This is a genomic window from Kitasatospora sp. NPDC002227 (assembly GCF_040296285.1).
Taxonomy (GTDB): domain Bacteria; phylum Actinomycetota; class Actinomycetes; order Streptomycetales; family Streptomycetaceae; genus Kitasatospora.
Genome location: NZ_JBEOWY010000006.1, coordinates 93651 through 120213 on the forward strand (window position 1 = coordinate 93651; position 26563 = coordinate 120213).

A 26563-nucleotide genomic window follows, 5' to 3' on the forward strand; every position below is an offset into this window, starting at 1 on the left:
ACCGTCCATCGTTCGGACGCCGGTGTCCGGCAAGCGGGACGGCCCGCCCCCGGGGAGAGGGGGCGGGCCGTCGGCGCTCAGTTGTTCTGGGTGGCGTCGCTCTCCGCCTGGGCGGCGGCGCTCTCGGCGCTGTCCACCTTCTGCTGCATCTGCTGCAGCTGCTGGGTGTCGGCCGAGCTGTTGCCGGCCGGCTTGGCCTGGCCGGCGCCCTCGTGGGTCGGGCCGCAGGCGGTCAGGAAGAGCCCGGCGCCGAGCATGAAGGCGGCCAGGGCAGCAGTGGTACGGGTCACTTGGCATCCGTCCCGAAGCCCTGGGCGGCGCACCAGGAGGCCACCGACTTGAGGTCGTCCTGCCGGGTCTGCAGGGTCGGCACCAGGCTCTTGCGGAAGGTCAGCCGGTCGTTGAGGTAGGTGTAGATCTCGGTGTGCCCGGCGGCCTTGGCGTCGGCCACCCGCTGCTCGAGGCGGGCGACCGAGCCCGCCACGGTGTTGTCGCCGTTCAGGCGCTTGAGGGAGGCGTCGATCCGGGCCTCGGTCTTGGGCAGGCGCTTGCAGATCTGCTTGGCGCCGTCGCTCTTGGGCGCCTTGGCCTCCTTGGTGGCCGAGGCCGTGGGCGAGGCGGTGCCGGTGTCGGCCTGCGCGGGGGCGGTGGCGAGCAGCGCCCCGGCCAGGGCCGCGGCGGCGGTCACGGCGGCGGTACGACGGTTCATCACGGTCTCTCCTTCGTTGCCGGCCCGGTCGGGCGGTCCAACGAGAAGGGACGCTAGACCCCGTTCTTGTGGAATCTCTGTGGGTTCCGGGGCCGGTTCACAGCCAGCCGCGGACACTGGGCAGCTGCAGGGTCGGCGCGTCCGACTGCGGGAGCGGGAGGCGGAGTTCGAAGCGGGTGCCGGTGCCGTCCGGCGGGGTGGTGACGGTGACGGTGCCGCGGTGCAGGGCGGCCTGCTGCGCGACCAGGGTGAGACCGAGTCCCGAGCCGGGGCTGCCGGGGCGGTGGTGGAACCGCCGGAAGACGGCCTCCCGTTCGGCGGGCGGGATGCCCGGGCCGTGGTCGTCCACGGTCAGGACGGCCGCCGGCCCCTCGAGGGTCAGCCGTACTCGGACCTGGGAGGGCGCGCCGGGCTGGTGCCCGTGCACCACGGCGTTGGTGAGCAGGTTGGCCACCAGGATGCGCAGCCCGGCCTCCCAGCCGAACAGCCGGGCCTCGGCGGCGAGTTCGGCCTCGATCGCGGCTTCGGGGTGGGACCGGCGGGCGGTGCCCACGGCGGAGTCCACCAGCTCGGCGAGGTCGAGGGGGGCGAAGGCCGAGACCTCCACCAGCTCGCCCTGGGCCAGCATCCGCAGGGCGGTGAGCAGTTCGAGGATCCGGGCGTGGTCGCGCTGCAGGTCCTGGACGATCTCGGCCCGCTCCTCGGCCGGGAGGCCGGGGTGGGCGGCCAGTACGTCCAGGTCGGTGCGCATGCTCATCAGCGGGGTGCGCAGCTCGTGCGAGGCCGTCGCGGAGAACGATCGGGCGGTCTCCAGGGCCTGGCTGGTACGGGCCGCCTGCTCGTCGTAGCGGGTGAGCAACTGGGCGATGGAGCGGGTGAGTTCGTCCACCTCGGCGATCCGCACCGGAGTGACGGGGAAGGCGGCGGCCCCGGCCCGGGGGTCGAGCTCGGCGGCCCGGCGGCTGAGCCGGCGCACCGAGGCGGTGGCCCGCCCGGCCAGCGCGTACGCCAGCAGCCCGGAGACCGGCGCGGCCACCAGGGCGACGAAGAACACCCGGTGGCGGACGGCCACCAGCTGCGGATCGGTGGCCGTGCCGGGGGCGAACAGCCGCAGCGTGCCCGGCGCCTGGCCGGTCACCTGCACCGCGTACATCCGCCAACTGTGGCCCTTGGCGCGGACGGTGACCGGGCCGCCGGGGGTCTCGGCGGCCAGCCGGGCGGCGTCGGCGGGCTGCGGACCGCCGGAGAGGACCACCGTGCCGTCGGCGCTCTCCAGCTCGATCCCGGCGTCCAGGGCGTCGTCGAGCACCTTGCGGTGCTGGTTCTGCTCCACCTTGGGGCGGCCGGTGCGGTCGGCGTTCAGCAGCGCCCGGATGTCGGGCAGCACGGTGGCGGCGCGGTCCTGCAGGCGGGCGTCCTGCTGGCTGTGCAGATCGCGGCTGACCAGACCGAGCACGGCGAGGCCGGCGATCAGGACGAGCAGCGGGATGACCACGGTGACGGAGAGCGCGATCCGGGTGGCGAGCTTCATCGGGCGGCTCCAGGGGTCTCCGGCAGGCGCAGTACGAAGCCGACGCCCCGCACGGTGTGGATCAGCCGGGGGCGTCCGCCCGCCTCCAGCTTGCGGCGCAGGTAGCTGACGAAGGTGTCCACGGCGTCGGTGCGGACGTCGAAGTCGTAGCCCCAGACCCGGTCGAGCAGCTGGTCCCGGGTGAGCACGATCCCGGCGTTGCGTACCAGCTGCTCCAGCAGCTCGAACTCCCGCCGGGTGAGCCGGACTTCGACACCGTCCTGGTGCACCTGCCGGGTGGCCGGGTCGACGGTGAGCGGGCCGGCGCGCAGCAGGTCGGCGGGGCCGGCCGGGGCCGGGCGGCGGCGCAGCAGAGCCTGCAGCCGCAGCACCAGCTCCTCCAGGGCGAAGGGCTTGACCAGGTAGTCGTCGGCCCCGGCCTGCAGTCCGGCGACCCGGTCGGCGACTTCGTCAAGGGCCGAGAGCATCAGCACGGGGGTCTCGTCGCCGCGGGCGCGCAGCGTGCGGCAGACCTCGGTGCCGGTCAGGCCGGGCATCGAGACGTCGAGCACCACCACGTCCGGCGCGACGGCCCCGGTGAGGGCGGCCAGCGCCGCCGGTCCGTCGGCCGCCAGCTGCACGGTGAAGCCGCTCAGGCGCAGCCCGCGCTCGAGCGAACGGCGAATGGCCGCGTCGTCGTCCGCCACCAGCACCCGCCCGGCGCTCATCCGGTGCTCCTCTCCCAGCCTGTCGGTGCCCGACCCTCTCACGCTTTCCCGGTCGGGCGGCACCCGGGGGCGCTCGGCCGGCGGGCCCGCTGCAACCGGGGCGGTGGAACGTGCGTCCAGGTGGGTGGAACAGGGAAAGCTTGGCCGGGGGGCCGCGGTAGGGGCGGCGCGGCGCAGACAGGGAGACACGTCATGGGTATCGTCAGTTGGATCATCCTCGGCCTGATCGCCGGCGGGATCGCCAAGATCCTGCTGCCCGGCCGTGACCCGGGCGGCCTGGTGGTCACCACGCTGATCGGCATCGCGGGCTCGTTCGTGGGCGGCTGGCTGTCGAGCAGGTTCCTCCACCACGCGGTGGCCAAGCACTTCTGGGACCCGGCGACCTGGGGCGCGGCGATCGCCGGCTCCTTCGTGCTGCTGGTGCTGTACCGGATCTTCTTCGGCAACTCGCGCAACTGACCCGGGAACCGACAGAGGGGCCGCAACTGCGTTGCGGCCCCTCTGCATTGCTTCAGGAGGTCAGGAGACGTTCACGGCGGTGTCGTCGACCACGAAGCTGGTCTGGAGCGAGGAGTCCTCGACCCCGTTGAACTTGACGGTCACCGTCTGCCCCGCGAGCGAGGAGAGGTCGTAGGTGCGCAGGGTGTAGCCGGCGGCGGCGTTGACGTTGGTGAAGGTCGCCAGCGTGGTGGAGTTGGCCGTCACGGTCAGCTTGTCGTAGGGCGTGGTGCCGGACTCCGAGGTGTCGATGTGGAGCCAGAAGCTCAGGCTCGCGTGGCAGCCGAAGGGGAGCTTGACGGACTGGCTGATCGAGTCGGTGTGCGAGGTGCCGTAGCCGTCCAGCCAGGCCTTCCAGCTGCCGGAGTGGGCGGGCTCGCTGCTGGAGTTGTCGATGACCGCGGCGGTGGCCGTCCACGGGCTGGCCGAGCCGGTCTCGAAGCCCGCGTTGCCGAGCAGGTTGACCGGCGGGCAGCCGCTGCCGCCGCCGGTGACCGTCCAGGTGAAGGAGGTCGAGCCGGAGGCGCTGGTGGTGTCGGTGGCCGTCACGGTGACGTTGTAGGTGCCGGCCGTGGAGGCCGTGCCGCTGATCAGGCCGGTGCCGGAGTTGATCGACAGGCCGGCGGGCAGGCCGCTCGCGCTGTAGCCGAGGGTCTGGCCGGAGGCCGAGTCGCTCGCGGAGATCTGCAGGCTGGCCGCGCTGCCCTGGGCGGTGGACTGGTTGCCCGGGTTGTTCACGGTCACGGTGTTGCCGCCGGTGGAGCCGGAGGTGAAGGCCGCCGTGCCGTTCGGGGTGCCGAGACCGGTCGGGCCGTCGTAGCCGGCGGCCGCGGTGCACAGGTAGCTCGGCGAGCAGCTGCCGTTGGCGCCGCTGGTCACGTCGAACAGCGAGGAGGCGTGCGCGTACGGGAAGGAGGCCGGGCTGCTGCCCGCCGCCGGGGCGCCCGCGAGGGCGTAGACGGCCGCGACGATCGGCGAGGAGGCGCTGGTGCCGCCGTACACGGCCCAGCCGGAGCCGCCGTAGGTCTGGTAGACGGCCAGGCCGGTGGCCGGGTCGGCGACGGCGGAGACGTCGGCGACGGTGCGCTTGGCGCAGCCGGTGTCGTGCTGCCAGCTCGGCTTGGCGTCGTAGGCGGAGCAGCCGGAGCCCGCGCCGTTGCCGCCGGAGCTGGTGCCCCAGACGGACTCGGTCCAGCCACGGGTGCTGGAGTTGCGGCTCAGGCTGGTGCCGCCGACGGCGGTGACGTACTGGGAGGCGGCGGGGTACTCGACGCCGTAGCCCGAGTCACCGGAGGAGACGGTGATGGCCACGCCCGGGTGGTTGAAGTACGAGCTGTCGGAGGCCGGGTCGGTGGAGTCCTCCGAGCCGCCGTAGCTGTTGGAGACGTACTTCGCGCCCAGCGAGACGGCGGTGTTCACGGCCGCGCCGAGGTTGTCCATGGTCGCACTGTCGGCCTCGACCAGCAGGATGTGGCAGGAGGGGCAGACGGCGCTGACCATGTCGACGTCGAGCGAGATCTCGCCCGCCCAGCCGCTGTCGGCGCTCGGGTAGCTGGTGCCGCCGCGCTGGTCGACCTTCTTGAAGCAGCCGTTGGCCGTGGTGCAGGCGGGCAGGCCGTAGGTCGATCGGTAGGTGGCGAGGTCCGACTCGGCGTTGGGGTCGTCGTTGGAGTCGACGATCGCCACGGTCTGGCCGGAGCCGCCGGCGGGCAGCTTGTAGGCGCTGGTCAGGTCGCTCGGGCCGTAGCCGGACGGGAGCAGGTTCGGCGCGAGCCTGCCCTGCGGGGCGAGGTCGGTGCGGGCCAGGGCCAGACAGGCCATCTGGCCGGGGTGCGTGGGGGCGGCGCAGACGCGCTTGGTGGTCACCGGGTGGGTCGCCGGGGTGGCGGCCGCCTGGGCGCCGGTGGCGGCGGTGGCCATCAGGCCGGTCGCCGCCATGGCGAGGGCGGGCAGCGCCGCGAGCAGGCGGCGGACTCTGGTGGGGCTGCTGGGGGTGAAGGTGCGCAAGGGTCAACCCTCCGTGGGGCGGGCCCGGGGACGCCGGTGGGGGTGCCGCCGGCGGGACGGGCCCGGTGCGGATCTCGGCACGTGCGGGTGGGGCGCGGCTGGTGGCCGCGGACCGGTGTGCGGGTTGCGCTGGTGCGAGGTGCTCCGCGGCTGCGGGGGCGCAGCTCGGCGGCCGGGCAGGTGCCGCCATGCGCATGACAGCAGGATGCCCGCACGCGTCCGGCGCTGGGCCGGGCGGGTGCGGGCAAGACGCTACTGGCGGGTTCGGACGGGCGGCAAGGGTGGCGGCAGTAGGCTTTGCCAGCCTTTTCCATGGAACTCCCTCGCGGATCAAGGGAGTTGATCGACAGCGTTGGTGACGGCGCCGGTTTCGGCCTCAGCGTGAGCGGAGGCCGGTGAGCAGCAGCGACCAGACGGCCTCGAAGTCGGTCTCGGCGTTCGGCGAGGCCCACTCGGCGGAGTGCACCGGGTCGTGGAAGTGCGCCGTCGCCTGGAAGACCGCGCGGGCCACGGTGCGTACGTGGGTCGGCCGGAACTCGCCCTGGTGGATGCCGTCCTGGATGATCTCGGCGATCTGCTCGATGAGCGTCTCGATGTGCGCCTCGACCGCCGAGCTCAGCTCGTCCACCAGGGTCAGGTAGGTGGCGAACAGCTCGGGGTCCTCCAGCGCCTTGCGCCGCTTGGCGGCGAACAGCGTGGCGAGCCAGCGGTGCAGGCGGTCCACGGCCGGGCCGCGGTCGACGGCGATCGAGTACAGGTCGTGGTGCGCCTGGTCGAGCCAGCGCTGGGTCACGGCCTCACGCAGGGCGGACTTGCTGGGGAAGTGGCGGTAGACACTGCCGTGGCTGACGCCGAGGGTGCGGGCGATGTCCACGACGGTGGCCTTCGCGGGGCCGAACCGCCGCAGGACGTCCTCGGCCGCGCCGAGGATCTGCTCGGGGGTGAGACTGCTGTCCGAGGTCACGGGGAGGTACGTCCTAACTTGCGGCGGTTCGGCGGTGCGGTCCTGCGGGGCTCTCCCGGTCAGCGCTCGCTGTCGAGGTGAGCCATCTGAGCGGCAGCGTACCGGTCGCCGGCCGCCGCACCTGCGGGGACGGCCGCCTCGATGGCCGCCAGGTCGGCCGGGGTGAGGGTGACGTCGAGGGCGCCGAGCGCCTCGGCGAGCCGGTCCCGGCGGCGGGCACCGACCAGCGGCACGATGTCCTCGCCGCGCGAGGCGACCCAGGCGATGGCCACCTGCGCCACGCTGACGCCCTTCGCCTCGGCGATGGAGCGCAGGGCCTCGACCAGGGTCAGGTTGTGGGTCAGGTTGTCGCCCTGGAAGCGCGGGCTGAAGCTGCGGAAGTCGTTCGCGGCGAACTGGCGCTCGTTGCTCCAGTGGCCGGAGAGCAGGCCGCGGGAGAGCACGCCGTAGGCGGTGATGCCGATGCCCAGCTCGCGGGCGGTGGGCAGCACCTCGGCCTCCAGGCCGCGCGAGATGAGCGAGTACTCGATCTGCAGGTCACTGATCGGGTGCACGGCGGCGGCCCGGCGCAGCGTCTCGGAGCCGACCTCGGAGAGGCCGATGTGGCGGACGTAACCGGCCTTGACCAGGTCGGCGATGGCGCCGACGGTCTCCTCGATCGGGACGTTCGGGTCGAGGCGGGCCGGGCGGTAGACGTCGATGTAGTCGGTGCGCAGGCGGCGCAGGCTGTAGGCGAGGGACGCCTTGGTGGCGGCGGGGCTCGCGTTGTAGCCGAGCCAGCTGTTGTCGGCGCCGCGCAGGGCGCCGAACTTCACGCTGATCTGGACGTCCTCGCGGTTACGGCCGCGCAGCGCCTCGTGGATCAGCAGCTCGTTGTGGCCCATGCCGTAGAAGTCGCCGGTGTCGAGCAGGGTGACGCCCGCGTCGAGGGCGGCGTGGACGGTGGCGATGCTCTCGGTCTCGTCGGCGGGGCCATAGAGGTCTGACATGCCCATGCAGCCGAGGCCGAGGGCGGAGGTGGTGGGGCCGGTGCGGCCGAGGGTGGTGCGGGCGGGGCGGGTGGCGGTCATGGGGAACTCCTGAACAGACATGGGCTGACAGATATTGACTATGGCATGTCGGATGACAGATTTCAATATCTGTCATCCGACAGCTGTCGGTCGTTGTCTGTTAACGGTCAGCGGTCAGCGGTCGCCCGTTCTCCGTTCTCCGTCCGCCGTCCGTCGTCAGTGGTCATCGGTCACCAGTCAGCCGCCGCAGGGGCCGCTGCGGTCGCAGTACGGCGGCTCCGCGCTGGCGCCGCAGCCGCAGAGCATCGCCCGGGTGGCTTCCCGCAGCTGGCCGCCCTCGCCGATCCGCAGCTCGCCGCGCAGCAGCAACCGCCCGTCCGGCAGCCGCCGCACGCTCGTCGGCCGCTCCGGCTGCTCCGTGCCGCCGTCGGAGAAGCGGTAGGTCAGTGCCCCGGTCGGACAGCGCCGGACCACCTCCGCGACCCGTTCGGGATCGGCGGCCTCCGGGGTGATCCAGGGCCGCCGCCCGGTGTCGAACACCTCTGGCAGCCCGCGCACGCACTCCGCCGCGTGCCGGCAGACCGCCGAGTCGAAGGTGACCGCCACCCCGGGCCGCCCGCTCTGCTCGTCCGCCGCCGCCTCGTACGTCTTCGCTGTGGACGTCGAAGACGACCCCGACCCTGACCCCGACCCCGACCTGGACCGCGCCTGCGGTGCCTGCTTCTCGCCCATCGCCCCTCCCCGGTTCAGTCGCTGACCTGGCTGCGGTTCTCGTACGCGAGGTCCGCGTACTCGGGGTGCCGGATCATCCAGCCCTTGATGAAGGGGCAGGTGGCCAGCACCGGCAGTCCGCGTCGGCGGGCGTCGTCGAGGGTGGCCCGGGCGAGGGCGGCGCCGATGCCCTGGCCCTCGAAGGCGCGCTCCACGATCGTGTGCGGATAGACCACGAGCGCGGCGCTGCGGATGTACTCGGCGAAGCCCGCGAGTTCGCCGTCGACCCAGGCTTCGAAGCGGTTGTTCGCCGTGGCGTCGTTGATGTCGACCGCCATGTGTGACCTCCGATTCTCCGGGCGGAGTTCCGTCAGGTCCGCCGCACCGGCGATATCCGGCATATCCGGTGGAAACAGCGCGAAAAGTTCTGGTGCCCATCATCGAACGGGACGGGTTCGCACCGGGCCCGCGCCACGCCCGGGCGGGCCCGGAGGCTGAGCCGCCGTCACCTGTCGGCGGCAGTTGGGTGGGGTATCGCCGTTTCGCGCTGCCGTTCGTGGGGCGGAGGTTCATCGTGGGAAGGGAGCGCGCACCGACCGGGGCGCCCCCTCGGACGATGCCCGCGTGGACACCCGCCCCGGCCGTTCGCCAAGGCGACGTAGTATCAGGCCACCTCGCAGGGGAACGAACGAATCTTCTAGGCTCGCCTCGGCTTCCCTGCACCCGTGCCCCCCAGCATCGACGCACCGAGGCCACCGTCCCGGAGCCCCGGGACGAGCCGGGGCCACCGGCCGAGCGAGGAGGACGCAGTGTTTCCCAGCCCGAGGTCGTACCACCAGGCATTGCCCCACGGAGTACCCGGTGGGGGCACGCGCCGTCGGGGCCCCGTCGCCGGCTCGCTGAATACCTGCGGCGCCCGCGGAGGTGTGCGTTGAGCTCCCACACAGCAGGCGGTCCGACCCCTGGCGCCACTACCGGCACCGGCATCACCACCGGCACCACCACCGGCACCAGTACCAGCGCCACCGAGGCCGCGGCCGTCGCAACCGGGCCCGAAGGCCCGGCCCCGGCGAAGACCCCGCCGCCCGCCCCCGGCACGGCCGCCCTGCCCGGCGTCCCGACGGCTCTCACCAGCCGCGCCCGTACGCTGGCCGCCGCCGTCCTCAGCCGCTGCTCCGATCTGGTGGCGATCGAGTCGCCCAGCGGGGACGCCGAGCGGTTGAACTGCCTGGCCGAGGAGTTGGCCGCGGGCTTCCGGGCCACCGGGGCCGAGGCCAAGCGGGTGCCGGGCCCGGCGGGGGACCACCTGGTGCTCGAGTGGGCCGGGCAGGACGAGAGCCTGCCGCACCTGCTGCTGGTCGGCCACCACGACACCGTCTGGCCCGTGGGCACGCTCGCCGACTGGCCGCTGGAGGAGGAGGCCGGGCTGCTCAGCGGCCCCGGCGTGCTCGACATGAAGGCCGGCCTGGCCCTGCTCGAAGGCGCCATGGCCCTGCTGGCGGATCTCGGGCAGCGCCCGCACCGCACCGTCCGCCTGGTCGTGGTCGCGGACGAGGAGGTCGGCAGCCCTGACGGCCGCAAGCTCTTCGAGCGCCATCTGCCCGGCGCCGCGGCCGTGGTGGGCCTGGAGCCGCCGCACCCGGACGGCCGGGTGAAGACCGCCCGCCGGGGCAGCACCCGGGTGCGGCTCTCGGTCACCGGCCGGGAGGCTCACTCCGGCAATGCCGCAGGTCAGGGCGTCTCCGCCGTGGACGAACTGGTTGACCAGCTGGTCGTGGTGCGCGGGCTCGCGGGCCTGCCGGGCACCGAGCTGAACGCCGGGCGGATCACCGGCGGCAGCCGGGCGAACGTGGTCGCAGGCCGTGCGGAGGCGGAGCTGGGGCTGCGGTTCGCGACGGCCGAGGCCCAGCAGCGCACCCTCGACAACCTGGAGCACCTGACCGCGCTGCGGCCCGGCGCCCGGGTGCGCACCGAGGTGCTCTCCAGCCGTCCGGCCTGGCCCGAGCGCTCCGGCAACCCGCTGCTGCGGCACGTCCGTTCGCTCGCGGCGGTGCTCGGCCAGCACCTCGACGGCGCCCCGGCCGGTGGCGCCGGTGACACCAACCTGGCCGGTGCCCGCGGCCTGCCCACGCTCGACGGCCTCGGCGCCGTCGGCGCCGGTGCCCACGCCCGGACCGAGCACATCGACACCACCCAACTCGCCCCGCGCATCGCCCTGTTGGCGGCCCTGCTGGCCGTCCCGCTGCCGCGCCTGCGGAGCTGAGCCGGGCGGCCCGGGGTGCGGGCGGCCGGTGAAGTGCCGCACCCCGGGCCGGTGTTCGTGCACTCCCTTGCTCCCGGTAGGTTCTGACCACGTCAGGACAACTCGGGGGAAGGGTCAAGTCCCATGGCCGTGCTGGTCGTGCTGCTCGTCGGTATCTCGGTGATCTTCTCGTTCACCGCCTTCGGCGGCGGCAATCCGTTCGTCGGCTCGGTCTTCGCGCTGGTGGCGGCCGCGCCGGTGCTCTGCCTGGTCTGTCTGGCCGCCACCCGGGGGCGGCGTGGCGGGGCGCCGCGCGGCAAGGGCGTGACGGTGGCCCTGCGGCTGACGGCGCTGGCCATGGTGGGGGCGGTCGGGTACGGCGGGTACTGGGTGGTGTTCGAGCCCAAGGCCAGCGACAAGGCGCTGAGCCGGGTCTCGGACCTCGAGGACGGCTGCAACGGCAACATGGCCCGCAAGTACTTCACCCAGGCCGCCCCGCACACCGGCCCCGGCCCGCACCCGGTGGCGATGTTCACCGTCACCGAGTCCGGCTCGCCGCAGGCGGCCTACCCGCCTGCCGACGCGCCCGACTACTGGAGCGGCGCCAAGCTGGACCCGCACCGCGTCCAGCTGATCGCCTGCCTCGGCTCCCCGGACGAGGGCCGGTTCCTGGCCGACTGCAAGTTCACCGCCGACAGCATCAAGCTCTACCAGGGCGAGTACGAAGTCACCGTCTACGAGGCCAGGACGGGCCAAAAGCTCGGAGCCGAGCACCTGAGCGGCTCCGCCAAGCCGGCCTGCCCCGGTCTGGTCTACCTCAAGCAAGGCGCCGGCCAGCTCCACACCTCGCCGGAGTTCGCCGACTACCAGGCCGTGCTGCGCCACTACGTGGAGGGCTGACCGCCGGCCGCGCGGAGGGCCGGCGGTCAGCCGTCGTTGCGGAAGACCAGCAGATAGCGCCAGAACAGCAGCCGCCGGATGCTCGCACCGGGCAGCAGTACCGCGGCCTCCCGGCGGATCTCGGCCAGCGGCACGGCGGGCGGCGCCACCGGGGCCGGGGTCGGCTCGCGGCGGGCGGAGCGCAGCCGCTCCAGCGCGGCCACCACCAGCCGGGCGGCGGCGTTGACCGGGACGGCCGCCAGGCTCCAGGCCCAGTCCAGGCGGCTGTGCTCCGGGTGGCAGCCGAGGATCACCAGCGTGCCGCCCGGGGCGAGCGCGGCCCGCAGCGCGGTGACCGTCTCGAACGGCACGTGGTGGATGCTCGCCAGGCAGGAGATGTAGTCGTAGTGCCCCGCCGGGAGCTCGGCGGTGGTGACGTCGCCCTGCCGGAACCGCGGCGGCCGCGCGCCGCCCGTCGGCACGGACCGGGCCCGCGCGGCCGTGATGACCTCGGCGGACGGGTCGATCGCGTCCACCTCCAGGCCGAGCGCGGCGAGCCGCCGGGCGAAGCGGCCGGTGCCGCAGCCGACGTCCAGCGCCGTGCGGCTCCCCGGCGGCAGTTGGCGCAGCAGCAGGTCGTGGTAGTGGTCGTTGTGATCGAAAGGCATGGGCCGACTCTGTCACAGCGCGCCTTGTCGAGGTGGTCCCTTGTCATTCGGGCCCCTCACCGCACACAATGGTACCGACCGAACGGTCAGTCGGGAGGCGGGTGCAGTGGAAGCAGTGGCAACGAGTACGGCGGCGGTGGCCGACACCGACGCTGAGGCGTACTTCGAGAGCGTCGTGGCCGCCGAGCAGCGGATCGAGCCGCGCGACTGGATGCCGGACGCCTACCGGGCCACGCTGATCCGGCAGATCGCCCAGCACGCGCACTCCGAGATCATCGGCATGCAGCCCGAGGGCAACTGGCTCACCCGGGCGCCCTCGCTGCGGCGCAAGGCGATCCTGCTGGCCAAGGCCCAGGACGAGGCCGGGCACGGGCTCTACCTCTACGCGGCCGCCGAGACGCTCGGGGTGGACCGCGCCGAGCTGACCGAGAAGCTGATCTCCGGCCGGCAGAAGTACTCCTCGATCTTCAACTACCCGACGCTGAGCTTCGCCGACGTCGGCGTGATCGGCTGGCTGGTGGACGGCGCGGCGATCTGCAACCAGGTGCCGCTCTGCCGGTGCAGCTACGGGCCGTACGCCCGGGCGATGGTGCGGATCTGCAAGGAGGAGTCCTTCCACCAGCGGCAGGGCTACGAGCTGCTGATGACGCTGATGCGCGGCACCGAGGCCCAGCGCCGGATGGTGCAGGACGCGGTGGACCGCTGGTGGTGGCCCTCGCTGATGATGTTCGGCCCCTCGGACGGCGACTCGCCGAACACCGCGCAGTCGATGGCCTGGCGGATCAAGCGCCACACCAACGACGAGCTGCGCCAGCGCTTTGTCGACATGTCGGTGCCGCAGGCCGAGCACCTGGGCGTCACCCTCCCCGACCCGGAGCTTCGCTGGAACGAGGAGCGCGGCAGCTGGGACTTCGGCGAGCCCGACTGGTCGGAGCTCAAGCAGGTCATCAAGGGCCAGGGCCCGTGCAACGAACAGCGCGTCGAGCGCCGCCGGGCCGCCCACGAGGACGGCGCCTGGGTCCGCGAGGCGGCCCTCGCCTACGCGCAGAAGCAGAAGCAGCAGGGGAGCGAGAGTTGAGCGAGAACAAGCAGACCGTGAAGGCGAACTGGCCGCTGTACGAGGTGTTCGTCCGCCCCCGGCGCGGCCTCAACCACGTGCACGTCGGCTCGCTGCACGCCGCCGACGACCGGATGGCGCTGCTCGCCGCGCGTGACCTCTACACCCGCCGCAACGAGGGCGTCAGCCTCTGGGTCGTGCCCTCCGCCGCGATCACCGCCTCGGCGCCCGACGAGCGCGACTCGTTCTTCGAGCCCAGCGGCGACAAGGTCTACCGGCACCCGACCTTCTACGACATCCCCGAGAGCGTCCCGCACATCTGACCACCTACCGCTGCTAGGGGAACCGCATGTCCGACGACCACGTCTACCTGAGCCTCGCCGAGGCCTCCCACGGCCCCGAGGGTGAGGAGCGCTGGGCCTACGGCACCGGCTTCGCCGACCCGCTGCTCGGCGTGGACACCACCGTGCCGGCCGGCCTGGACGGCGCCGATCTCGCCGCGTACTGCCTGATGCTCGGCGACGACGCGCTCGTGCTGGCCCAGCGGCTGATCGAGTGGTGCACCCGCGCCCCCGAGCTGGAGGAGGAGGTCGCGCTCAGCAACATCGGCCTCGACCTGCTCGGCCAGGCCCGCCTGCTGCTCACCCGGGCCGGCCAGGCCGACGGCAGCGGCCGCGACGAGGACGCCTTCGCGTACTGGCGCGAGGACCACGAGTTCCGCAACGTCCGCCTGGTGGAGACCCCGAACGGGGACTTCGCGTACTCGATCGCCCGGCTGTTGGTCTTCTCCGCCGCCCGGCACGCCCTGTACGAGCGCCTCGCGGCCGGTTTCGGCGACCCGGTGGTGGCCGCCGTCGCGGCGCGCGGGGTCAAGGAGCTGGCGTACCACCGCGAGTACGCGACCGCCTGGCTGCTGCGCCTGGGCGGTGGCACGCCGTACTCCTCGGCCCGGATGCAGGCCGGCCTCGAGGCGGTCTGGCCGCTGATGGACGAGCTGTTCACCGCGCACGCGGTCGAGCTGCGCCTCGGCGTCGACCCGGCCGAGCTGCGCGAGCCGGTGCTGGCCGAGCTGGCCGCCGCCGTCACCGAGGCCGGGCTGACCGTGCCCGAGGCCCTGCCGCTGGCCCGGATCGGCGGCCGCGCCGGCCGGGACGGCGTGCACACCGAGCACCTGAGCCCGCTGCTGGCCGAGCTCCAGGTGGTGGCCCGCGCACACCCGGGGGCGACGTGGTGACCACCCTGCGGGAAGCCGCCTGGGAGGTCGCGGCCGCCGTGCCCGACCCCGAGCTGCCGATGCTCACGCTCGCCGACCTGGGCGTGCTGGCGGAGGTCGAGGAGGCGGACGGCGTGGTCACGGCCTGGCTGACGCCGACCTACTCCGGCTGCCCGGCGATCGCCGAGATGGCCTCCGACGTGGACCGCCGCCTGCGCGGCGCGGGCTACCGCGACGTCCGGGTGCGGCTGCGGCTCGACCCGCCGTGGAGCACCGACCTGATCACCGAGGCCGGCCGCCGCAAGCTGGCCGAGGCGGGCATCGCGCCCCCGCACCCGGGCGGGTCGCAGCCGTCGGGGCCGACCCGGCTCACGCTCGGCCCGACCCGGCACGCGGTCGACTGCCCGCAGTGCGGCAGCCAGGACACCGAGGAGCTCTCCCGCTTCGGCTCCACCGCCTGCAAGGCGCTCTGGCGCTGCCGGGCCTGCCGGGAACCCTTCGAACGGATCAAGGAGATCTGAGTGACTGCCACCGCCGTCCGCCGGCCCGTCTTCCACGAGCTGCGGATCTCCGCCGTCGAGCCGCTCTGCGAGGACGCCGTGGCCGTCACCTTCGAGGTGCCGCCCGCGCTCGCCGAGGACTTCGCCTTCCGCCCCGGCCAGACGCTGACGCTGCGCCGGATGGTCGACGGTGTCGACGAGCGGCGGTCGTACTCGATCTGCTCGCCGGTCGGGGAGCCGCTGCGGATCGGCGTCCGCGAGGTGCCGGGCGGCCTGTTCTCCAAGTGGCTGGTCCGGGACGCCCGGGTCGGCGAGGCCGTCGAGGTGCTGCCGCCGACCGGTCTGTTCAGCCCGCCGCTGGGCGACGGCGCCGAGCACGTGCTGATCGCCGCCGGCTCCGGCATCACCCCGATGCTGTCGATCGCCGCCTCGGTGCTGGCCGCCGACACCACCTCCAAGGTCACCCTGGTCTACGGCAACCGGCGCAGCGACACCGTGATGTTCGCCGACGAGCTGGCCGACCTGAAGGACCGCTTCCTCGGCCGGTTCCAGCTGCTGCACGTGCTCTCCCGGGAGACCAGGGACGCCGAGCTGCTCTCCGGCCGGCTCGACGCGGAGCGGGTGCGGGCGCTGCTCGGCGCGCTGGTGGACGTCGATGCGGTCGGCCACTGGTGGCTCTGCGGCCCGTACGGGATGGTGCTCGGCACCAAGGAGCTCCTCGCCGAGCTGGGGGTTCCCGGCGACCGAGTGCACCAGGAGCTCTTCCACGCCGAGGACGAGCCGGTCGCCGAGCGGGAGGAGCAGCCGCTGAACGGGGAGCTGAGCGAAGTCACCGTCGTGCTCGACGGCCGCTCGGCCACCCTGCCGCTGCCGCGTGACCGCTCCATCCTGGACGGCGCCCAGCGGGCCCGGCCCGACCTGCCGTTCGCCTGCAAGGGCGGCGTCTGCGGCACCTGCCGGGCGCTGGTCACCTGCGGCGAGGTCGAGATGCGGCGCAACTTCGCCCTGGAGGAGAAGGAGCTGGCCGCCGGCTACGTGCTCACCTGTCAGGCCCGCCCGGTGACCGACCAGGTGACGGTCGACTTCGACCGCTGACCTACAGTTAGGGGGAGGTGGAACGCCGTGCCCACCGGCACGGCGCTCCACCTCCGTCCGTCGGTGCTCACCGAACCCTGACGACCGAAAGCGCTCGCCGACATGCGACCCTCGCTCTTCACCATCGACCTGCCCGGCCCCGGGCGGCTGAGCACCATGGCCCGGCCTCGCGGCAACGACTGGCTCGAGGACGAGATGGCCGCGCTGAAGTACTGCGGCGTCGACATCCTGGTCTGCGCGCTGACCGGGCCCGAGCTCCAGGAGCTCGGCCTCACCGACGAACCGCGTGCCGCCGAGGCGGCCGGACTGGAGTTCGTCGCGATCCCGATTCCCGACCGCACCGTCCCCGAGCACCGCGCGGTCCTGCCCGCCCTGCACGGTCTGGCCGGGCGGCTGCGCGAGGGCGCGCACATCGTCACCCACTGCCGGGCCGGCATCGGCCGCTCGTCGCTGCTCGCGGCCGGGCTCCTCATCCTGAACGGCACCGACCCGGACACCGCCTGGCAGCGGATCGAGCGGGCGCGAGGCCTCGCCGTGCCCGACACCGCCGAGCAGCGCGAGTGGACGACGGGCCTGCTCGAACCTGCCTGACGTACGGCCTGACGTACGTCCGCCCGGTCAGGCCCAGGCTTCCGCCACCCGGTGCAGGCGGTCCGTCAGGGCCGGTGGCGCGCCCGGCCGGCGGGCGGCGGCGAGGTCGCGGTGGACGGTGAGACGGCCGTCCACGACCCGGGCGAGCAGGCCGGGGTAGGGGCCGCTCGGGGCGGTGGCCAGCTCGTGGACGAGTTCGTTGTAGCGGGTGACGGCAGCCTCGCGGACCAGGCCCGGACCGCCGTCGGCCCGGAGCAGGTCGTCGGCCAGGTAGACCGCCTCCACCGCCGCGTCGGTGAGCCGCCCGGCCGCCGTGCCCGGGTCGGCCGGGGGCAGCCCGTGCAGCAGTCGCCAGCACTCCAGGTACGGGTAGGTGCCGATGGTGCCCATCCGCCGCCGGCGCAGCTGTTCGGGGGAGGGCGGGGGAGCGGCGGGGTCGGTGGCCGACTCGGCCGCGACGGCGGAGCAGAGCTCGGCGAGCAGGGCGAGGAGGCGGCCGGTGGGGAGGCCGCGTTGCTCGAAGTCGGCCAGCAGGGCGTCGAGTTGGGATCGCGCCTCGCCGGTGCCGGTGCCGGTGCCGCTGGCGCTGCCGGGGCCGGGGCCGGGGCCGGGGCCGGGGCCGGTGGGGCGGGCGGGCTCGCGCAGGAGTTCGGCGAGGGAGCGGGCCTCCTCGGCCGGGCTGTCCTCGACCAGGAGGAACAGCATCGGGTAGCGGCCCGCCGTCAGGAGCTCCGCGGGGCTCGCGCCCGCGGGTGCGCAGGGCTCGGTGAACGCGGCGGAGTGCACCGCCTCCCGCGCGTGCCGGGCCGCACCCCGGCGGCAGGTGCAGCGGGCCAGTGACTCGTCCAGCAACTGCTCGGCGAGCCAGATCCGTTGGGCGTTGGGCAGGGCCTGGTGGTACGGCGTGAGCAGGGTGGTGACGGCGGTGGTCATCGGCGGGGCTCCTCGCCTGCGGGGATCCGGTGCCTGGTTCGGGGCGCAGCGCGCAGGGCGAAGGCCGGGACGGCGGTGGTCATCCCGGACTCGCGGTCGACCCCCCTTGTTCGGGTGCGGAGCAAGCCTAGGGCGGCTCCGGCGAGTTGGGACAGGGGGAGCGGAGGCGTGGCGCGCGCCGACGGCGTGGGCCGCCGGGTGCGCGCTCCTGCCCGGTTCGCCGGGCAGGCTCAGACGGGGAGTCCGGCGTGCTCCGGCGCGCCCCGGAGGAGGGCCACGAGCTCGTTGGCGACTGCCCGGCCGGCCCGGTTGGCGCCGATGGTGGAGGCCGAGGGGCCGTAGCCGACCAGGTGGATGCGGGGGTCCGCGGCGGCACGGGTGCCGGCCAGGCGGATGCCGCCGCCCGGCTCGCGCAGGCCGAGCGGGGCCAGGTGGCCGACCTCGGGGCGGAAGCCGGTGGCCCAGACGATGGCGTCGACGGGGAGTTCGGTCCCGCCCCAGGCGATGCCGCGCTCGGTGAGCCGGTCGAACATCGGGCGCCGCTCCAGCGCGCCCAGCTCCTGGGCCCGGCGGAAGGCGACGGACGGTCCGAGCCCGGTCACGCTCACCACGCTTCGCACCGGCAGTCCCTGCCGCACCCGCTCCTCGACCAGCGCCACCGCCGCCCGCCCGGCCTCCGGGCTGAACGGACCGTCCCGGAACACCGGCGGCGTCCGGGTGACCCACACCGTCTCCCCGACGGCTGCCACCTCGGAGAGCACCTGGATCGCCGAGGCCCCGCCGCCGACCACCACCACGCGCTTGCCCGCGAACTCCTCCGGGCCGCGGTAGTCGGCGTAGTGCAGCTGCCGGCCGGCGAAGTGGCCGGGGTAGTGCGGCAGGAACGGCCTGGTCCACGTCCCGGTCGCGTTCACCAGCGCCCGGGCGGTCCACGGGCCCTGGTCCGTCTCGATCTGCAGCCGCCCGTCCTCGCGCGAGCGCACCGCGCGGACGTGCACCGGCCGGATCACCGGCAGCGCGTGCCGGGCCTCGTACGCGGCGAAGTAGCCCGGCACCACCTCGCGGGCCGGGGCCGCCGGGTCGGGCGCCGGGAGCTCGAAGTCCGGCAGGTCGTGGAACCCGTGCACCGTGGCCATCCGCAGCGAGGGCGAGCGGTGCGCCCAGGCGCCCCCGGGCGCACCGTCCGCGTCCAGCACCACGAAGCCGTCGTACGGCGCGAACCCCCGGCGGCGCAGGTGGTACGCCGCCGAGAGCCCGGCCTGTCCGGCCCCGATCACCACGACATCGGTTTCACGCTCAACAGTCACACTGGTGAAACATCGCGGCCGGGGTCGGTGTTCCCGGCGTTCCCGGCCGGGCTGCTGGTCCGGAAGGGGTCAGTGGGCCGGGGCGATGACGGCGGCGGTGCCGTACGCGCAGATCTCGGTGCCGAGATCCGCGGCCTCGGTGACGTCGAAGCGCATCATCAGGACGGCGTTGCCGCCACGGGCGAGGGTCTGCTCGATCAGGCGCTCCATGGCCTGGTTGCGGCTCTCGACCAGGGTCTTGGTCAGGCCGCGGAGCTCGCCGCCCAGCATGGACTTGAGGGAGGCGCCGATCTGTGTGCCGATGTGCCGGCTGCGGACGGTGAGGCCGAAGACCTCGCCGATGACGCGCTCGACCCGGTAGCCCGGGACGTCGTTGGTCGTGACCACCAGAACCTGCGGGTTGGGCCCGGGCCCACCACCGTACTCATCCAGATTGCTCATCACACCATCATCCTTACGACGGTGCGTCAGGCCACCGCGCCACGCCGGGAGAGCGCTCGGAGAGCAGCAGTCGCCGCCGGCCCCGGTCGAGCAGGGTGACCGTGACGGTGATCTCATCGCCCGGGGCGACCGGACGGGAGAGCTCCTCGGCCGGGATCAGGCCGTGGACCGAGGGCGCGGCCTCGGCGACCGCGCCGATGGGGAGCACCGTGGTGATCCGGACCGGGATGCGGTCGCCCACGGCGGTGGTGTCGGCGAACGGCCGGAACGGGTCGGGCCGGGTGGCGCGGAGCGAGAGCCGCGCCTCGCCGTTCCAGTCGTCGAACTGGAGGAACTCGCAGGTGACCCGCTGGCCGACCTCGACCACGTCGGTGACGGAGTCGAAGGGCCGCCAGGAGAGTTCGGGGTAGGTGAGGAAGCCCACCCCGGGGAAGACGGGATGGTCCGGCCCCTCGTCCAGCCGGACGAAGACGCCGAAACGCTCGATCGCGGCCACCGTGCCGGTGAGCAGCCGGCCTGGCCGCAGGCTGCTGAGGAAGGCCCAGAGCTCGGGGTGTGCGGTGGCGTTGAAGAAACCGGCGGGGTCGGTGGGGGCGTTGGGAGAGGTCACGAGGGGCAGCCTGGCACGGGCGGGGCGGGGGTGGGGCGTCGTTCCTGGTGAAGGTGGTGTGCTCCGGTTCGGCAGAGCTGATGGACATGGGTGCCGCTGTTTGAAAGCCTTGTCGCATGGGCGAGCGAAGTGATCATCCGCAGGGGCCGGGCGCGGCGGAGGACTCCGGTGGTTCCGGTGCGCAGGAGATCGAGGCGACGGTGGTGCTCGGCATCCGCATCACCGACTGGCCCGCGCTGCGGGCCGCGGCGCGGGCGGCCGTGGAGGAGCTGGAGTTCGCCGGGATCGACGCCGCCGGGCAGCGCGAGGCGCTGCTGCGCGAGGTCTCCGAGGACCCGAACGCGGCGCTCGGCGCGCTGCTCCACCCCGACCGGCTGACGGCGGCCATCCCCGGGATCGAGGCCCTCGGCGGCACCCTGGAGATCAGCGTCACCGACGACTTCGCCCCGGACTTCGCCGAGCTCTTCCCGCTGGAGGGCGAGGAGACCGAGGACGGCGGCGGGGTCGGCGACTGGCTGCTCACCCCGCGTACGGCGTGTCTGCTGCACACCCAGCTGATCACCCTGGCCGACTCCGCGTACGACGACCTCGAGGAGCACGAGGGCGACCCGGTCACGGACGACGACGAGCAGGAGTGGGCGGTCTTCGCCCGGCTGCCGCGGCGGACCTGGGGCATGCACCGGGCCTGGCGGCGCTCGCTGGCCCGCGGGTTCGACGACCTCGCGGACGACCTCGCGCTCGGTGAGTGGCCGCTGCCCCGCTGCCTCGCCGAGGAGGTGGCCCTGCGGCTGGCCCTGGCCGACGCCCGGCAGCTGCTGATCGCCCAGCCGCAGGCCGTCGCCGACATGATGGGCGACCTGCCGGTCGACCTCTACGACTACGACTGGGACGGCTGTGCCGACGAACTCTTCGGCGTCTACGGCCCGGACGACGGCGACCCGGAGCGCGACGCGGCGGCCCGGACCGAGGACCTGCTCGGCGCGACCCACCCCGAGGGCTGGTTCCTGACCTACGAGGACGCGGAGGAGCGCGAGCCCGGGCGCGGCTACCGGCGGTAGAACCCAGGTGATCGTCGCGGGGGCGGCGGCTGGCATGCTGGTGGGGTGACTACTCCGACTCCCGAAGCCCCCGCCGAGACCCCGCACGCGCCCTTCGGCGCCCCGAGCACCGAGGCCGTCGTCAACGAGCGCGACGCGAACCCGCAGTACGTGCTGCCGCTGGTGGTCCGGCTGGAGAAGGCCACCCCGCCGGAGCGGACGGACGCGCTGGAGACCTCGGCGCGGGCCGTGCTCACGCTGCTCTCCGACCCCCAGGTGACCGAGCCGGAGGGCGAGTGGGCCGAGCTGGTCGCGGCCTGGGAGGACGCCCGGATCCGCAAGGTGGTGCGGCGGGCTCGCGGCGGGGAGTGGCGCAAGGCGCAGGAGCTGCCGGGGATCACCGTGGCCGGGCGGGAGGCCCGGGTGCGGGTCTTCCCGCCGGTGCCGCTGGACGGCTGGCCCAAGGAGCTGGCCAAGCTCCAGGTGTCCGGCACCGAGCTGGACGACCCGGCCCCGCCGGCCGCCGCCGAGCCCGGCCTGCCGGTGCTCTGGCTCAACCCGGAGCTCGAGATGAGCGCCGGCAAGACCATGGCGCAGACCGGCCACGCCGCCCAGCTCGCCTGGTGGCGCCTGACCGGCACCGACCGCAAGGCCTGGTCCGAAGCCGGCTTCCCCCTCGCCGTCCGCACCGCCACCCCGGAGGCCTGGGCCGCCCTCACCACCTCCGGCCTCCCGGTCGTCCGCGACGCCGGCTTCACCGAGATCGCCCCCGGCAGCTGCACCGTGGTCGCCGACCACCCGGCGCTGCACTGACGGTCCGCCCTCGCCCGTGGGGGCAACCCAGGGCGGTGCGGATCGCCCCCGGAGGCCGGCGGTGCGGCCCGGAGCGGGCAGGTACAGGGCGCGCCGGGTGCTGTGCGGCGGGGGTCAGCTCGTGAACGTGCCGATCAGGATCGAGGTCCACCAGGCGAGCTGGGACACGATCGCCGCGTAGCCGGCCCGCCAGAGGTAGGAGGTGGGCAGGTCCCGCCAGTGGCTTGCTGCGGTGGTGGCGGGGAGGGTGGTGCGCAGTCGGTGGGCGAGGACGCCGTTGACGGCGGCGATCAGGGCGGCGGTCAGGTTGACGGCCGTCCAGTGGCTGCCGAAGTCCGGTTGCAGGGCGACGCCGGAGAGGGCGAGGCCGAGGAATCCGGTCCAGATCAGCCGTTCCGCACGGGCGGAGAAGGCGAGCAGGGTCGACAGCTTGGTGCGGCCTGCCAGGACCGCGAGGCCCATGCCGTCGACGGCGAGCACCGCGCCGAAGCCGACCGCCAGGCTCACCAGGTGGACGCCGAGCGCCGCCGCCCGGACGTCCGGCCCGGGATGCGCGTGCTGGGACGCGAGGATGACGGCGTACCAGCCGATGCAGACCGCGGCGACACGCCGGATGGTTCGGTGGAGGTCGTCGGTGCCGCAGCGGCAGTGGGGAATCGGAGCGCTCACTCGGAGATATTAGCTTAGCCTTGGCTAAGTAGATCCCCACTGCCGTAGGAGGGGAGCGGGCCCGCCGCTCAGCCCAGGGGGACGTCCAGGCGGGCCTTGCGGTGGCTGAACGCGGCGATCGAGTGCGGGCCGTGGTAGTTGCCCATGCCGCTCTCGCCGACGCCGCCGAACGGCAGGGCCGGTACCCGGAGGTGGGCCATCGGCAGGCCGAAGCCGAGGCCGCCGCTGGAGGTCTCGGCAGCCAGGCGGCGGCGGGTGGACTCGTCCTCGGTGAACGCGTAGAGGGCGAGCGGCTTGTCGCGGTCGTTGATGAAGTCGATCGCCTCGGTCAGGTCGGCGACGGTGACGATCGGCAGGACGGGGCCGAAGATCTCCTCCTGCATCACCGGCTCGTCCGGCTGCACGTCGAGCAGGACGGTGGGCTCGATGTAGCGGTCCGCGCGGTCGGTGCGGCCGCCGAAGGCGGTGCGGCCGGAGCCGAGCAGGGCGCGGACGCGGTCGAAGTGCCGCTCGTTGACGATCCGTCCGTAGCCCCCTGAGGTCTGCGGGTCGTCGCCGTACACGGCCTTCACCGCGCGCTCCAGCGCCTCCGCCAGGGCCGCCGCCGTCCGGGCGTCGGTGAGCACGTAGTCGGGGGCGACGCAGGTCTGCCCGGCGTTGCGGAACTTGGACTCGGCCAGCCGCCGGGCGACGGTCTCCACGTCCGCCCCGCGGTCGACGAACACCGGCGACTTGCCGCCGAGTTCGAGGGTGACGGGTGTCAGGTGCTCGGCGGCGGCCCGCATCACAACCCGGCCGACCGCGCCGTTGCCGGTGTAGAAGATGTGGTCGAAGCGCTGCGCCAGCAGGGCGGTGGTCTCGGGAACGGCGCCCTCGACGACGGCGACCGCCTCGGTGTCCAGGTAGGCCGGGATGAGCCGGGCCATCAGAGCGGAGGTCGCGGGCGCCAGCTCGCTCGGCTTGGCGACCACCGTGTTGCCGGCCGCCAGGGCCCCGGCGACCGGCACCAGGAGCAGCTGCACCGGGTAGTTCCAGGGCGCGATGACCAGGACGGTGCCCAGCGGGTCGTACTGGGTGCCGGCCGTGGTGCCCTCCGGCAGCCCGGCCAGCTCCTCGGCGGGCAGCTGCTGCGGGGCGAGCCACTGCTCCAGGTGGGCGAGGGTGTGGTCGATCTCGCGGACGGGGAGGTCGATCTCGGCGCCGTAGGCCTCGGTACGCGGCTTGCCCAGGTCGGCCTGGAGGGCGTCCGCGAGGGCCTCGCGGTTCTCCGTCAACAGGGCACGCAGCCGGGTCAGTTGATCGGTGCGCCAGGCCAGCGGCCGGGTGCGGCCGCTGCGGTGGGTGGCGCGCAGGCGGGCGACCAGCCGGGCGGCCTCGGGTGCGTCGAAGGGGGCTTCGACGGGCGTCTCGGGCGTGTTCATGGTGGCACCTCGGTGTGACGGGGGGCGGGAGGTCCGTACGAGCGGAGGGTACGGTCAGTTCTGGGCGAGACGGACGAGCATCTTGCCCGTGTTGCCGCCGCGCATCATCGAGAGGAAGGCGTCGAGGGTGTGCTCGATGCCGTCCACGACGGTCTCGTCCGCGCGCAGCGAGCCGTCCTTCAGCCAGCCCGCGGCCTGGGCGACGTACTCGGGGACCAGGCCGAAGTGGTCGCCGACGTTCATACCGCGCAGGGTGATCCGCTTGCCGATGGCGAGCGGGAGGTTGTTCGGGCCGGGCGGCAGTTCGGTGGCGTTGTAGACGGAGATGGCGCCGATCAGGGCGACGCGGCCGTTCAGGTTCATCGCACCGAGGGCGGCCTGGAGGTGGTCGCCGCCGACGTTGTCGAGGTAGACGTCGATGCCGGCCGGCGCGGCCTTGGCCAGCCGGCCGGGCAGGTCGCCGGCGCGGTAGTCGACGGCCTTGTCGTAGCCGTAGTCCTCGACCAGGCGCCGGGCCTTCTCCGGGCCGCCGGCCGAGCCGATGACCTTGGCGGCGCCGAGCTTCTTGGCCAGCTGGCCGGCGATCGAGCCGACGGCTCCGGCCGCGCCGGAGACGAAGACGACGTCGCCCTCGCGGACCGGGGCGGTGTCCTTGAGGCTCGCGTAGGCGGTCAGGCCGGTGGTGCCGAGCACGCCGAGGTAGGCCTGGGCCGGGGCGAGGGCGGTGTCGAGCACCTGCGCCGCGGCGGCGTCCAGCAGCGCGTACTCGCGCCAGCCGGCGAAGTGGGCCACGGTGGCGCCGAGCGGCAGGCCGTCGGCCCCGGAGGCGACGACCACGCCGACGGCGCTGCCCGTCATGGTCTCGCCCAGCTCGAACTGCGGGATGTAGGAGGGGCCTTCGTTCATCCGGCCGCGCATGTACGGGTCGACCGAGAGCCAGGTGTTGCGGACCACGATCTGCCCGGGGCCCGGCTCGGGCACGGCAGCGGTGACGAGGGCGAAGTCGGCGGGGGCGGGCTCGCCGACCGGGCGGGAGGTGAGCTGCCATTCGCGGCTGGTGAAGGTCATGGTGGTACCTCGGATCAGGTGGGACGTACAGGTGGGGGGCTCGTGCTCAGCGACGGTTCGCGAGCCCGAGGCGGCGGGCGTCGGCGCGGTCGGCAGCGGGCACGTCAGGCCAGCTTCGCCAGCAGCTCGGCGGCGAGCGGGGCGGAGGAGGCGGGGTTCTGGCCGGTGACCAGGTTGCGGTCGACGACCACGTTCGGGGCCCACGGCTCGCCGGCCCGGACGTCGACGCCGGCCTCGACCAGGCGGGTCTCCAGGAGCCACTTGGCCTTGGCGGCGAGGCCGGCCTGGGTCTCCTCGGCGTTGGTGAACGCCGCCACCCGGTACCCCCGGAAGGAGTTGCCGCCGTCCTCCTCGACCGCGGCCAGCAGGGCGGCCGGGGCGTGGCAGACGACGCCGAGCGGCTTGCCCGACTTGAGCGCCCGGGTCAGCAGCCGACCGGAGGTGGCGTCGACGGCCAGGTCCTCCATCGGGCCGTGGCCACCGGGGTAGAAGACGGCGTCGAAGTCGTCGAGGTCGACGTCCGCCAGTGCGACCGGGGTGTCGAGCTCGGTGAACGAGCCGAGGATCTCCGCGATCCGCTGCGCGCCCTCCTCGCCGCCGTTGACCTGCGGCGCGAGGCTGCCGGCGTCGACGGTCGGCACGACGCCGCCCGGGGTGGCCACCGTGACGGTGTGGCCCGCGGCCTTGAACGCCTGGTACGGCGCGGCGGCCTCCTCGGCCCAGTACCCGGTCGGGTGCTTGGTATCGTCGGCGAGCGTCCAGTGATCGACGCCGGTCATCACGAACAGGATCTTCTTCGACATCTGCGGTCTCCGGGGTTCGGCCGTGCACGCGCTGACGGTGTGCACCTCCTGACGAAGTGGACTCACAACGTCAGTAACTTTCATGTTGTCGAAGGTAGACCAACTCAAGTATCTGCTGCCAATAGGAAAGCTGATGCCTGCCATCGGTATTCGAATGGCTACGATCGGACCATGAGTGAGACGGATCCCCCGCTGGACCTGAACCAGCTCCGCACGTTCCTGGCGGTCCACCGGACGGGCTCCTTCACCGCGGCCGCGCGGCAGCTCGGTCTCTCCCAGCCGACGGTCACCGCGCAGATGCGGGCCCTGGAGCAGCGGCTCGGGCGTGAGCTGTTCGAGCGCCGCCCTCGCGGTGTCGCCCCGCTCCCGCACGCGGACGAACTCGCCGCCCGCCTGGCGGACCCGCTCGACCGCCTCGCGGACGTGGCGGGTGCCGGGCCCGAGCGTGCACCGCAGCCCGTGCACCTGGCCGGCCCGGCGGAGTTCCTGAGCACCGTCCTGCTGGGCGTACTCGCGCCGCTCACGGCCCAAGGGGTGCGGCTGCGCGTCGTCGCCGGGCTGACGGACCCGCTGCTCGACGAGCTGCAGGCAGGCCGCCACGACCTGGTGGTCGCCACCCGGCGGCCGCGCGGCCGGTCACTGCACGCCGAACCGCTCGCCGACGAGGAGTTCGTCCTGGTCGCCGCCCCGGCCTGGGCCGACCGGCTCGCGGGAGCTCGACTGCCGGAGGCCCTGGACCACCTGCCGCTGGTGGCGTACGCCGAGGACCTCCCCATCGCGCGCCGCTACTGGCGCCACGTCTTCGGCCACCGCCTCCGGGCCCAGGCCGCCGTCACCGTCCCCGACCTGCGCGGTGTACTCGCCGCGGCCGCCGCCGGAGCCGGCTGGGCAGTCCTCCCCAGCTACCTGTGCCGCGCCGAACTCGCCTCCGGCGCCCTGCGGTTGCTGCACCGGCCGGCCGATCCGCCGATCAACACCGCCTACCTGGTCGAGCGTCCGGGGCCACCCGCCAACCCCCACGTCACCCTGGTACGGGACCGACTGCTGGCCGCGGCGAAGCGCTGGCGAAGCACCTGACC

30 protein-coding genes are annotated in these 26563 nt (G+C 73.8%); 12 read left to right on the plus strand and 18 right to left on the minus strand.

Annotation, left to right across the window (positions count from 1 at the left end):
* Window positions 1-77 precede the first annotated feature (77 nt).
* From ABT095_RS07590 to ABT095_RS07605, 4 genes are all read right to left on the minus strand, one after another.
* Complete coding sequence (locus ABT095_RS07590) at window positions 78-290, minus strand: hypothetical protein (RefSeq protein WP_350528373.1); 213 nt, start codon at window positions 288-290, stop codon at window positions 78-80.
* Entirely contained in the window at window positions 287-709 is a 423-nt protein-coding gene (locus ABT095_RS07595) for a hypothetical protein (protein ID WP_350528374.1), read from the minus strand. The genes ABT095_RS07590 and ABT095_RS07595 overlap by 4 nt, the downstream gene beginning before the upstream one ends.
* Window positions 710-806: 97 nt before the next feature.
* The gene (locus ABT095_RS07600; protein ID WP_350528375.1) at window positions 807-2240 is read right to left on the minus strand and encodes a sensor histidine kinase; all 1434 of its coding nucleotides are present in this window, start codon (window positions 2238-2240) and stop codon (window positions 807-809) included.
* Window positions 2237-2947 (minus strand): response regulator transcription factor, encoded by a 711-nt coding sequence (locus ABT095_RS07605; RefSeq protein WP_350528376.1) that lies wholly within the window; start codon window positions 2945-2947, stop codon window positions 2237-2239. Before ABT095_RS07605 ends, ABT095_RS07600 begins: the two co-directional genes overlap by 4 nt.
* Before the next feature lie 192 nt (window positions 2948-3139).
* On the opposite strand from ABT095_RS07605, the gene ABT095_RS07610 reads away from it, so the two are divergent.
* Window positions 3140-3406: a GlsB/YeaQ/YmgE family stress response membrane protein gene (locus tag ABT095_RS07610; RefSeq protein WP_350528377.1), complete on the plus strand. Its 267-nt coding sequence runs from the start codon at window positions 3140-3142 to the stop codon at window positions 3404-3406.
* Window positions 3407-3466: 60 nt separating this feature from the next.
* On the opposite strand, the gene ABT095_RS07615 is transcribed toward ABT095_RS07610, so the two are convergent.
* From ABT095_RS07615 to ABT095_RS07635, 5 genes are all read right to left on the minus strand, one after another.
* On the minus strand, window positions 3467-5452 hold the full coding sequence (locus tag ABT095_RS07615) for a putative Ig domain-containing protein (protein ID WP_502884831.1): 1986 nt from the start codon (window positions 5450-5452) through the stop codon (window positions 3467-3469).
* A gap of 376 nt (window positions 5453-5828) precedes the next feature.
* The gene (locus ABT095_RS07620) at window positions 5829-6416 is read right to left on the minus strand and encodes a TetR/AcrR family transcriptional regulator (RefSeq protein WP_350528378.1); all 588 of its coding nucleotides are present in this window, start codon (window positions 6414-6416) and stop codon (window positions 5829-5831) included.
* Window positions 6417-6475: 59 nt separating this feature from the next.
* Entirely contained in the window at window positions 6476-7486 is a 1011-nt protein-coding gene (locus tag ABT095_RS07625) for an aldo/keto reductase (protein WP_350528379.1), read from the minus strand.
* A 177-nt stretch (window positions 7487-7663) separates the two neighbouring features.
* Entirely contained in the window at window positions 7664-8032 is a 369-nt protein-coding gene (locus tag ABT095_RS07630; protein ID WP_350528380.1) for a (4Fe-4S)-binding protein, read from the minus strand.
* Window positions 8033-8172: 140 nt separating this feature from the next.
* Complete coding sequence (locus tag ABT095_RS07635) at window positions 8173-8475, minus strand: GNAT family N-acetyltransferase (RefSeq protein WP_350528381.1); 303 nt, start codon at window positions 8473-8475, stop codon at window positions 8173-8175.
* 593 nt (window positions 8476-9068) lie between these two features.
* On the opposite strand from ABT095_RS07635, the gene ABT095_RS07640 reads away from it, so the two are divergent.
* Both ABT095_RS07640 and ABT095_RS07645 read left to right on the plus strand, forming a co-directional pair.
* On the plus strand, window positions 9069-10400 hold the full coding sequence (locus ABT095_RS07640) for a M20/M25/M40 family metallo-hydrolase (RefSeq protein WP_350528382.1): 1332 nt from the start codon (window positions 9069-9071) through the stop codon (window positions 10398-10400).
* Window positions 10401-10523: 123 nt separating this feature from the next.
* The gene (locus tag ABT095_RS07645; RefSeq protein ID WP_350528383.1) at window positions 10524-11279 is read left to right on the plus strand and encodes a hypothetical protein; all 756 of its coding nucleotides are present in this window, start codon (window positions 10524-10526) and stop codon (window positions 11277-11279) included.
* A gap of 26 nt (window positions 11280-11305) precedes the next feature.
* On the opposite strand, the gene ABT095_RS07650 is transcribed toward ABT095_RS07645, so the two are convergent.
* Entirely contained in the window at window positions 11306-11926 is a 621-nt protein-coding gene (locus ABT095_RS07650; RefSeq protein ID WP_350528384.1) for a class I SAM-dependent methyltransferase, read from the minus strand.
* 115 nt (window positions 11927-12041) lie between these two features.
* Between ABT095_RS07650 and paaA the strand changes: the two genes are divergently transcribed.
* The 6 genes from paaA (at window position 12042) to ABT095_RS07680 (ending at window position 16382) form a co-directional block, all read left to right on the plus strand.
* On the plus strand, window positions 12042-13004 hold the full coding sequence (paaA, locus tag ABT095_RS07655; RefSeq protein WP_350528385.1) for a 1,2-phenylacetyl-CoA epoxidase subunit PaaA: 963 nt from the start codon (window positions 12042-12044) through the stop codon (window positions 13002-13004).
* The gene (gene paaB / locus ABT095_RS07660; RefSeq protein ID WP_502884832.1) at window positions 13001-13306 is read left to right on the plus strand and encodes a 1,2-phenylacetyl-CoA epoxidase subunit PaaB; all 306 of its coding nucleotides are present in this window, start codon (window positions 13001-13003) and stop codon (window positions 13304-13306) included. Before paaA ends, paaB begins: the two co-directional genes overlap by 4 nt.
* A gap of 26 nt (window positions 13307-13332) precedes the next feature.
* The gene (paaC, locus tag ABT095_RS07665; RefSeq protein ID WP_350528386.1) at window positions 13333-14217 is read left to right on the plus strand and encodes a 1,2-phenylacetyl-CoA epoxidase subunit PaaC; all 885 of its coding nucleotides are present in this window, start codon (window positions 13333-13335) and stop codon (window positions 14215-14217) included.
* The gene (gene paaD, locus ABT095_RS07670; RefSeq protein ID WP_350528387.1) at window positions 14211-14717 is read left to right on the plus strand and encodes a 1,2-phenylacetyl-CoA epoxidase subunit PaaD; all 507 of its coding nucleotides are present in this window, start codon (window positions 14211-14213) and stop codon (window positions 14715-14717) included. The genes paaC and paaD overlap by 7 nt, the downstream gene beginning before the upstream one ends.
* Window positions 14718-15791, plus strand: coding sequence for a 1,2-phenylacetyl-CoA epoxidase subunit PaaE (gene paaE, locus ABT095_RS07675; protein ID WP_350528388.1), 1074 nt, complete (start codon window positions 14718-14720; stop codon window positions 15789-15791).
* Between the two features lie 102 nt (window positions 15792-15893).
* Complete coding sequence (locus ABT095_RS07680; protein ID WP_350528389.1) at window positions 15894-16382, plus strand: phosphatase domain-containing putative toxin; 489 nt, start codon at window positions 15894-15896, stop codon at window positions 16380-16382.
* A 27-nt stretch (window positions 16383-16409) separates the two neighbouring features.
* On the opposite strand, the gene ABT095_RS07685 is transcribed toward ABT095_RS07680, so the two are convergent.
* From ABT095_RS07685 to ABT095_RS07700, 4 genes are all read right to left on the minus strand, one after another.
* Window positions 16410-17315: a hypothetical protein gene (locus ABT095_RS07685; RefSeq protein WP_350528390.1), complete on the minus strand. Its 906-nt coding sequence runs from the start codon at window positions 17313-17315 to the stop codon at window positions 16410-16412.
* Window positions 17316-17545: 230 nt separating this feature from the next.
* Complete coding sequence (locus ABT095_RS07690) at window positions 17546-18622, minus strand: FAD-dependent oxidoreductase (protein ID WP_350528391.1); 1077 nt, start codon at window positions 18620-18622, stop codon at window positions 17546-17548.
* 69 nt (window positions 18623-18691) lie between these two features.
* Window positions 18692-19063 carry a YbjQ family protein gene (locus tag ABT095_RS07695; protein WP_350528392.1) on the minus strand — a complete coding sequence of 124 codons (372 nt, stop codon included), beginning with the start codon at window positions 19061-19063 and terminating at the stop codon, window positions 18692-18694.
* A gap of 13 nt (window positions 19064-19076) precedes the next feature.
* On the minus strand, window positions 19077-19673 hold the full coding sequence (locus ABT095_RS07700; RefSeq protein WP_350528393.1) for a S1 RNA-binding domain-containing protein: 597 nt from the start codon (window positions 19671-19673) through the stop codon (window positions 19077-19079).
* Window positions 19674-19789: 116 nt separating this feature from the next.
* On the opposite strand from ABT095_RS07700, the gene ABT095_RS07705 reads away from it, so the two are divergent.
* On the plus strand, window positions 19790-20731 hold the full coding sequence (locus tag ABT095_RS07705) for a hypothetical protein (RefSeq protein WP_350528394.1): 942 nt from the start codon (window positions 19790-19792) through the stop codon (window positions 20729-20731).
* A 45-nt stretch (window positions 20732-20776) separates the two neighbouring features.
* Window positions 20777-21523, plus strand: a complete 747-nt coding sequence (locus tag ABT095_RS07710; protein ID WP_502884833.1) for an aminoacyl-tRNA hydrolase — start codon at window positions 20777-20779, stop codon at window positions 21521-21523.
* Between the two features lie 114 nt (window positions 21524-21637).
* Here the strand turns inward: ABT095_RS07710 and ABT095_RS07715 are convergent, their stop codons facing one another.
* The 4 genes from ABT095_RS07715 to ABT095_RS07730 form a co-directional block, all read right to left on the minus strand.
* Window positions 21638-22192, minus strand: coding sequence for a hypothetical protein (locus tag ABT095_RS07715; protein ID WP_350528395.1), 555 nt, complete (start codon window positions 22190-22192; stop codon window positions 21638-21640).
* A gap of 68 nt (window positions 22193-22260) precedes the next feature.
* The gene (locus ABT095_RS07720) at window positions 22261-23613 is read right to left on the minus strand and encodes an aldehyde dehydrogenase family protein (RefSeq protein WP_350528396.1); all 1353 of its coding nucleotides are present in this window, start codon (window positions 23611-23613) and stop codon (window positions 22261-22263) included.
* 54 nt (window positions 23614-23667) lie between these two features.
* Window positions 23668-24681, minus strand: a complete 1014-nt coding sequence (locus ABT095_RS07725) for an NADP-dependent oxidoreductase (RefSeq protein ID WP_350528397.1) — start codon at window positions 24679-24681, stop codon at window positions 23668-23670.
* Between the two features lie 104 nt (window positions 24682-24785).
* A complete protein-coding gene (locus tag ABT095_RS07730; protein WP_350528398.1) occupies window positions 24786-25484 on the minus strand; it encodes a type 1 glutamine amidotransferase domain-containing protein in 699 nt (232 codons plus the stop codon).
* A 171-nt stretch (window positions 25485-25655) separates the two neighbouring features.
* Here ABT095_RS07730 and ABT095_RS07735 point away from each other — a divergent pair, with 171 nt between their 5' ends.
* Complete coding sequence (locus ABT095_RS07735) at window positions 25656-26561, plus strand: LysR family transcriptional regulator (protein ID WP_350528399.1); 906 nt, start codon at window positions 25656-25658, stop codon at window positions 26559-26561.
* Window positions 26562-26563 lie beyond the last annotated feature (2 nt).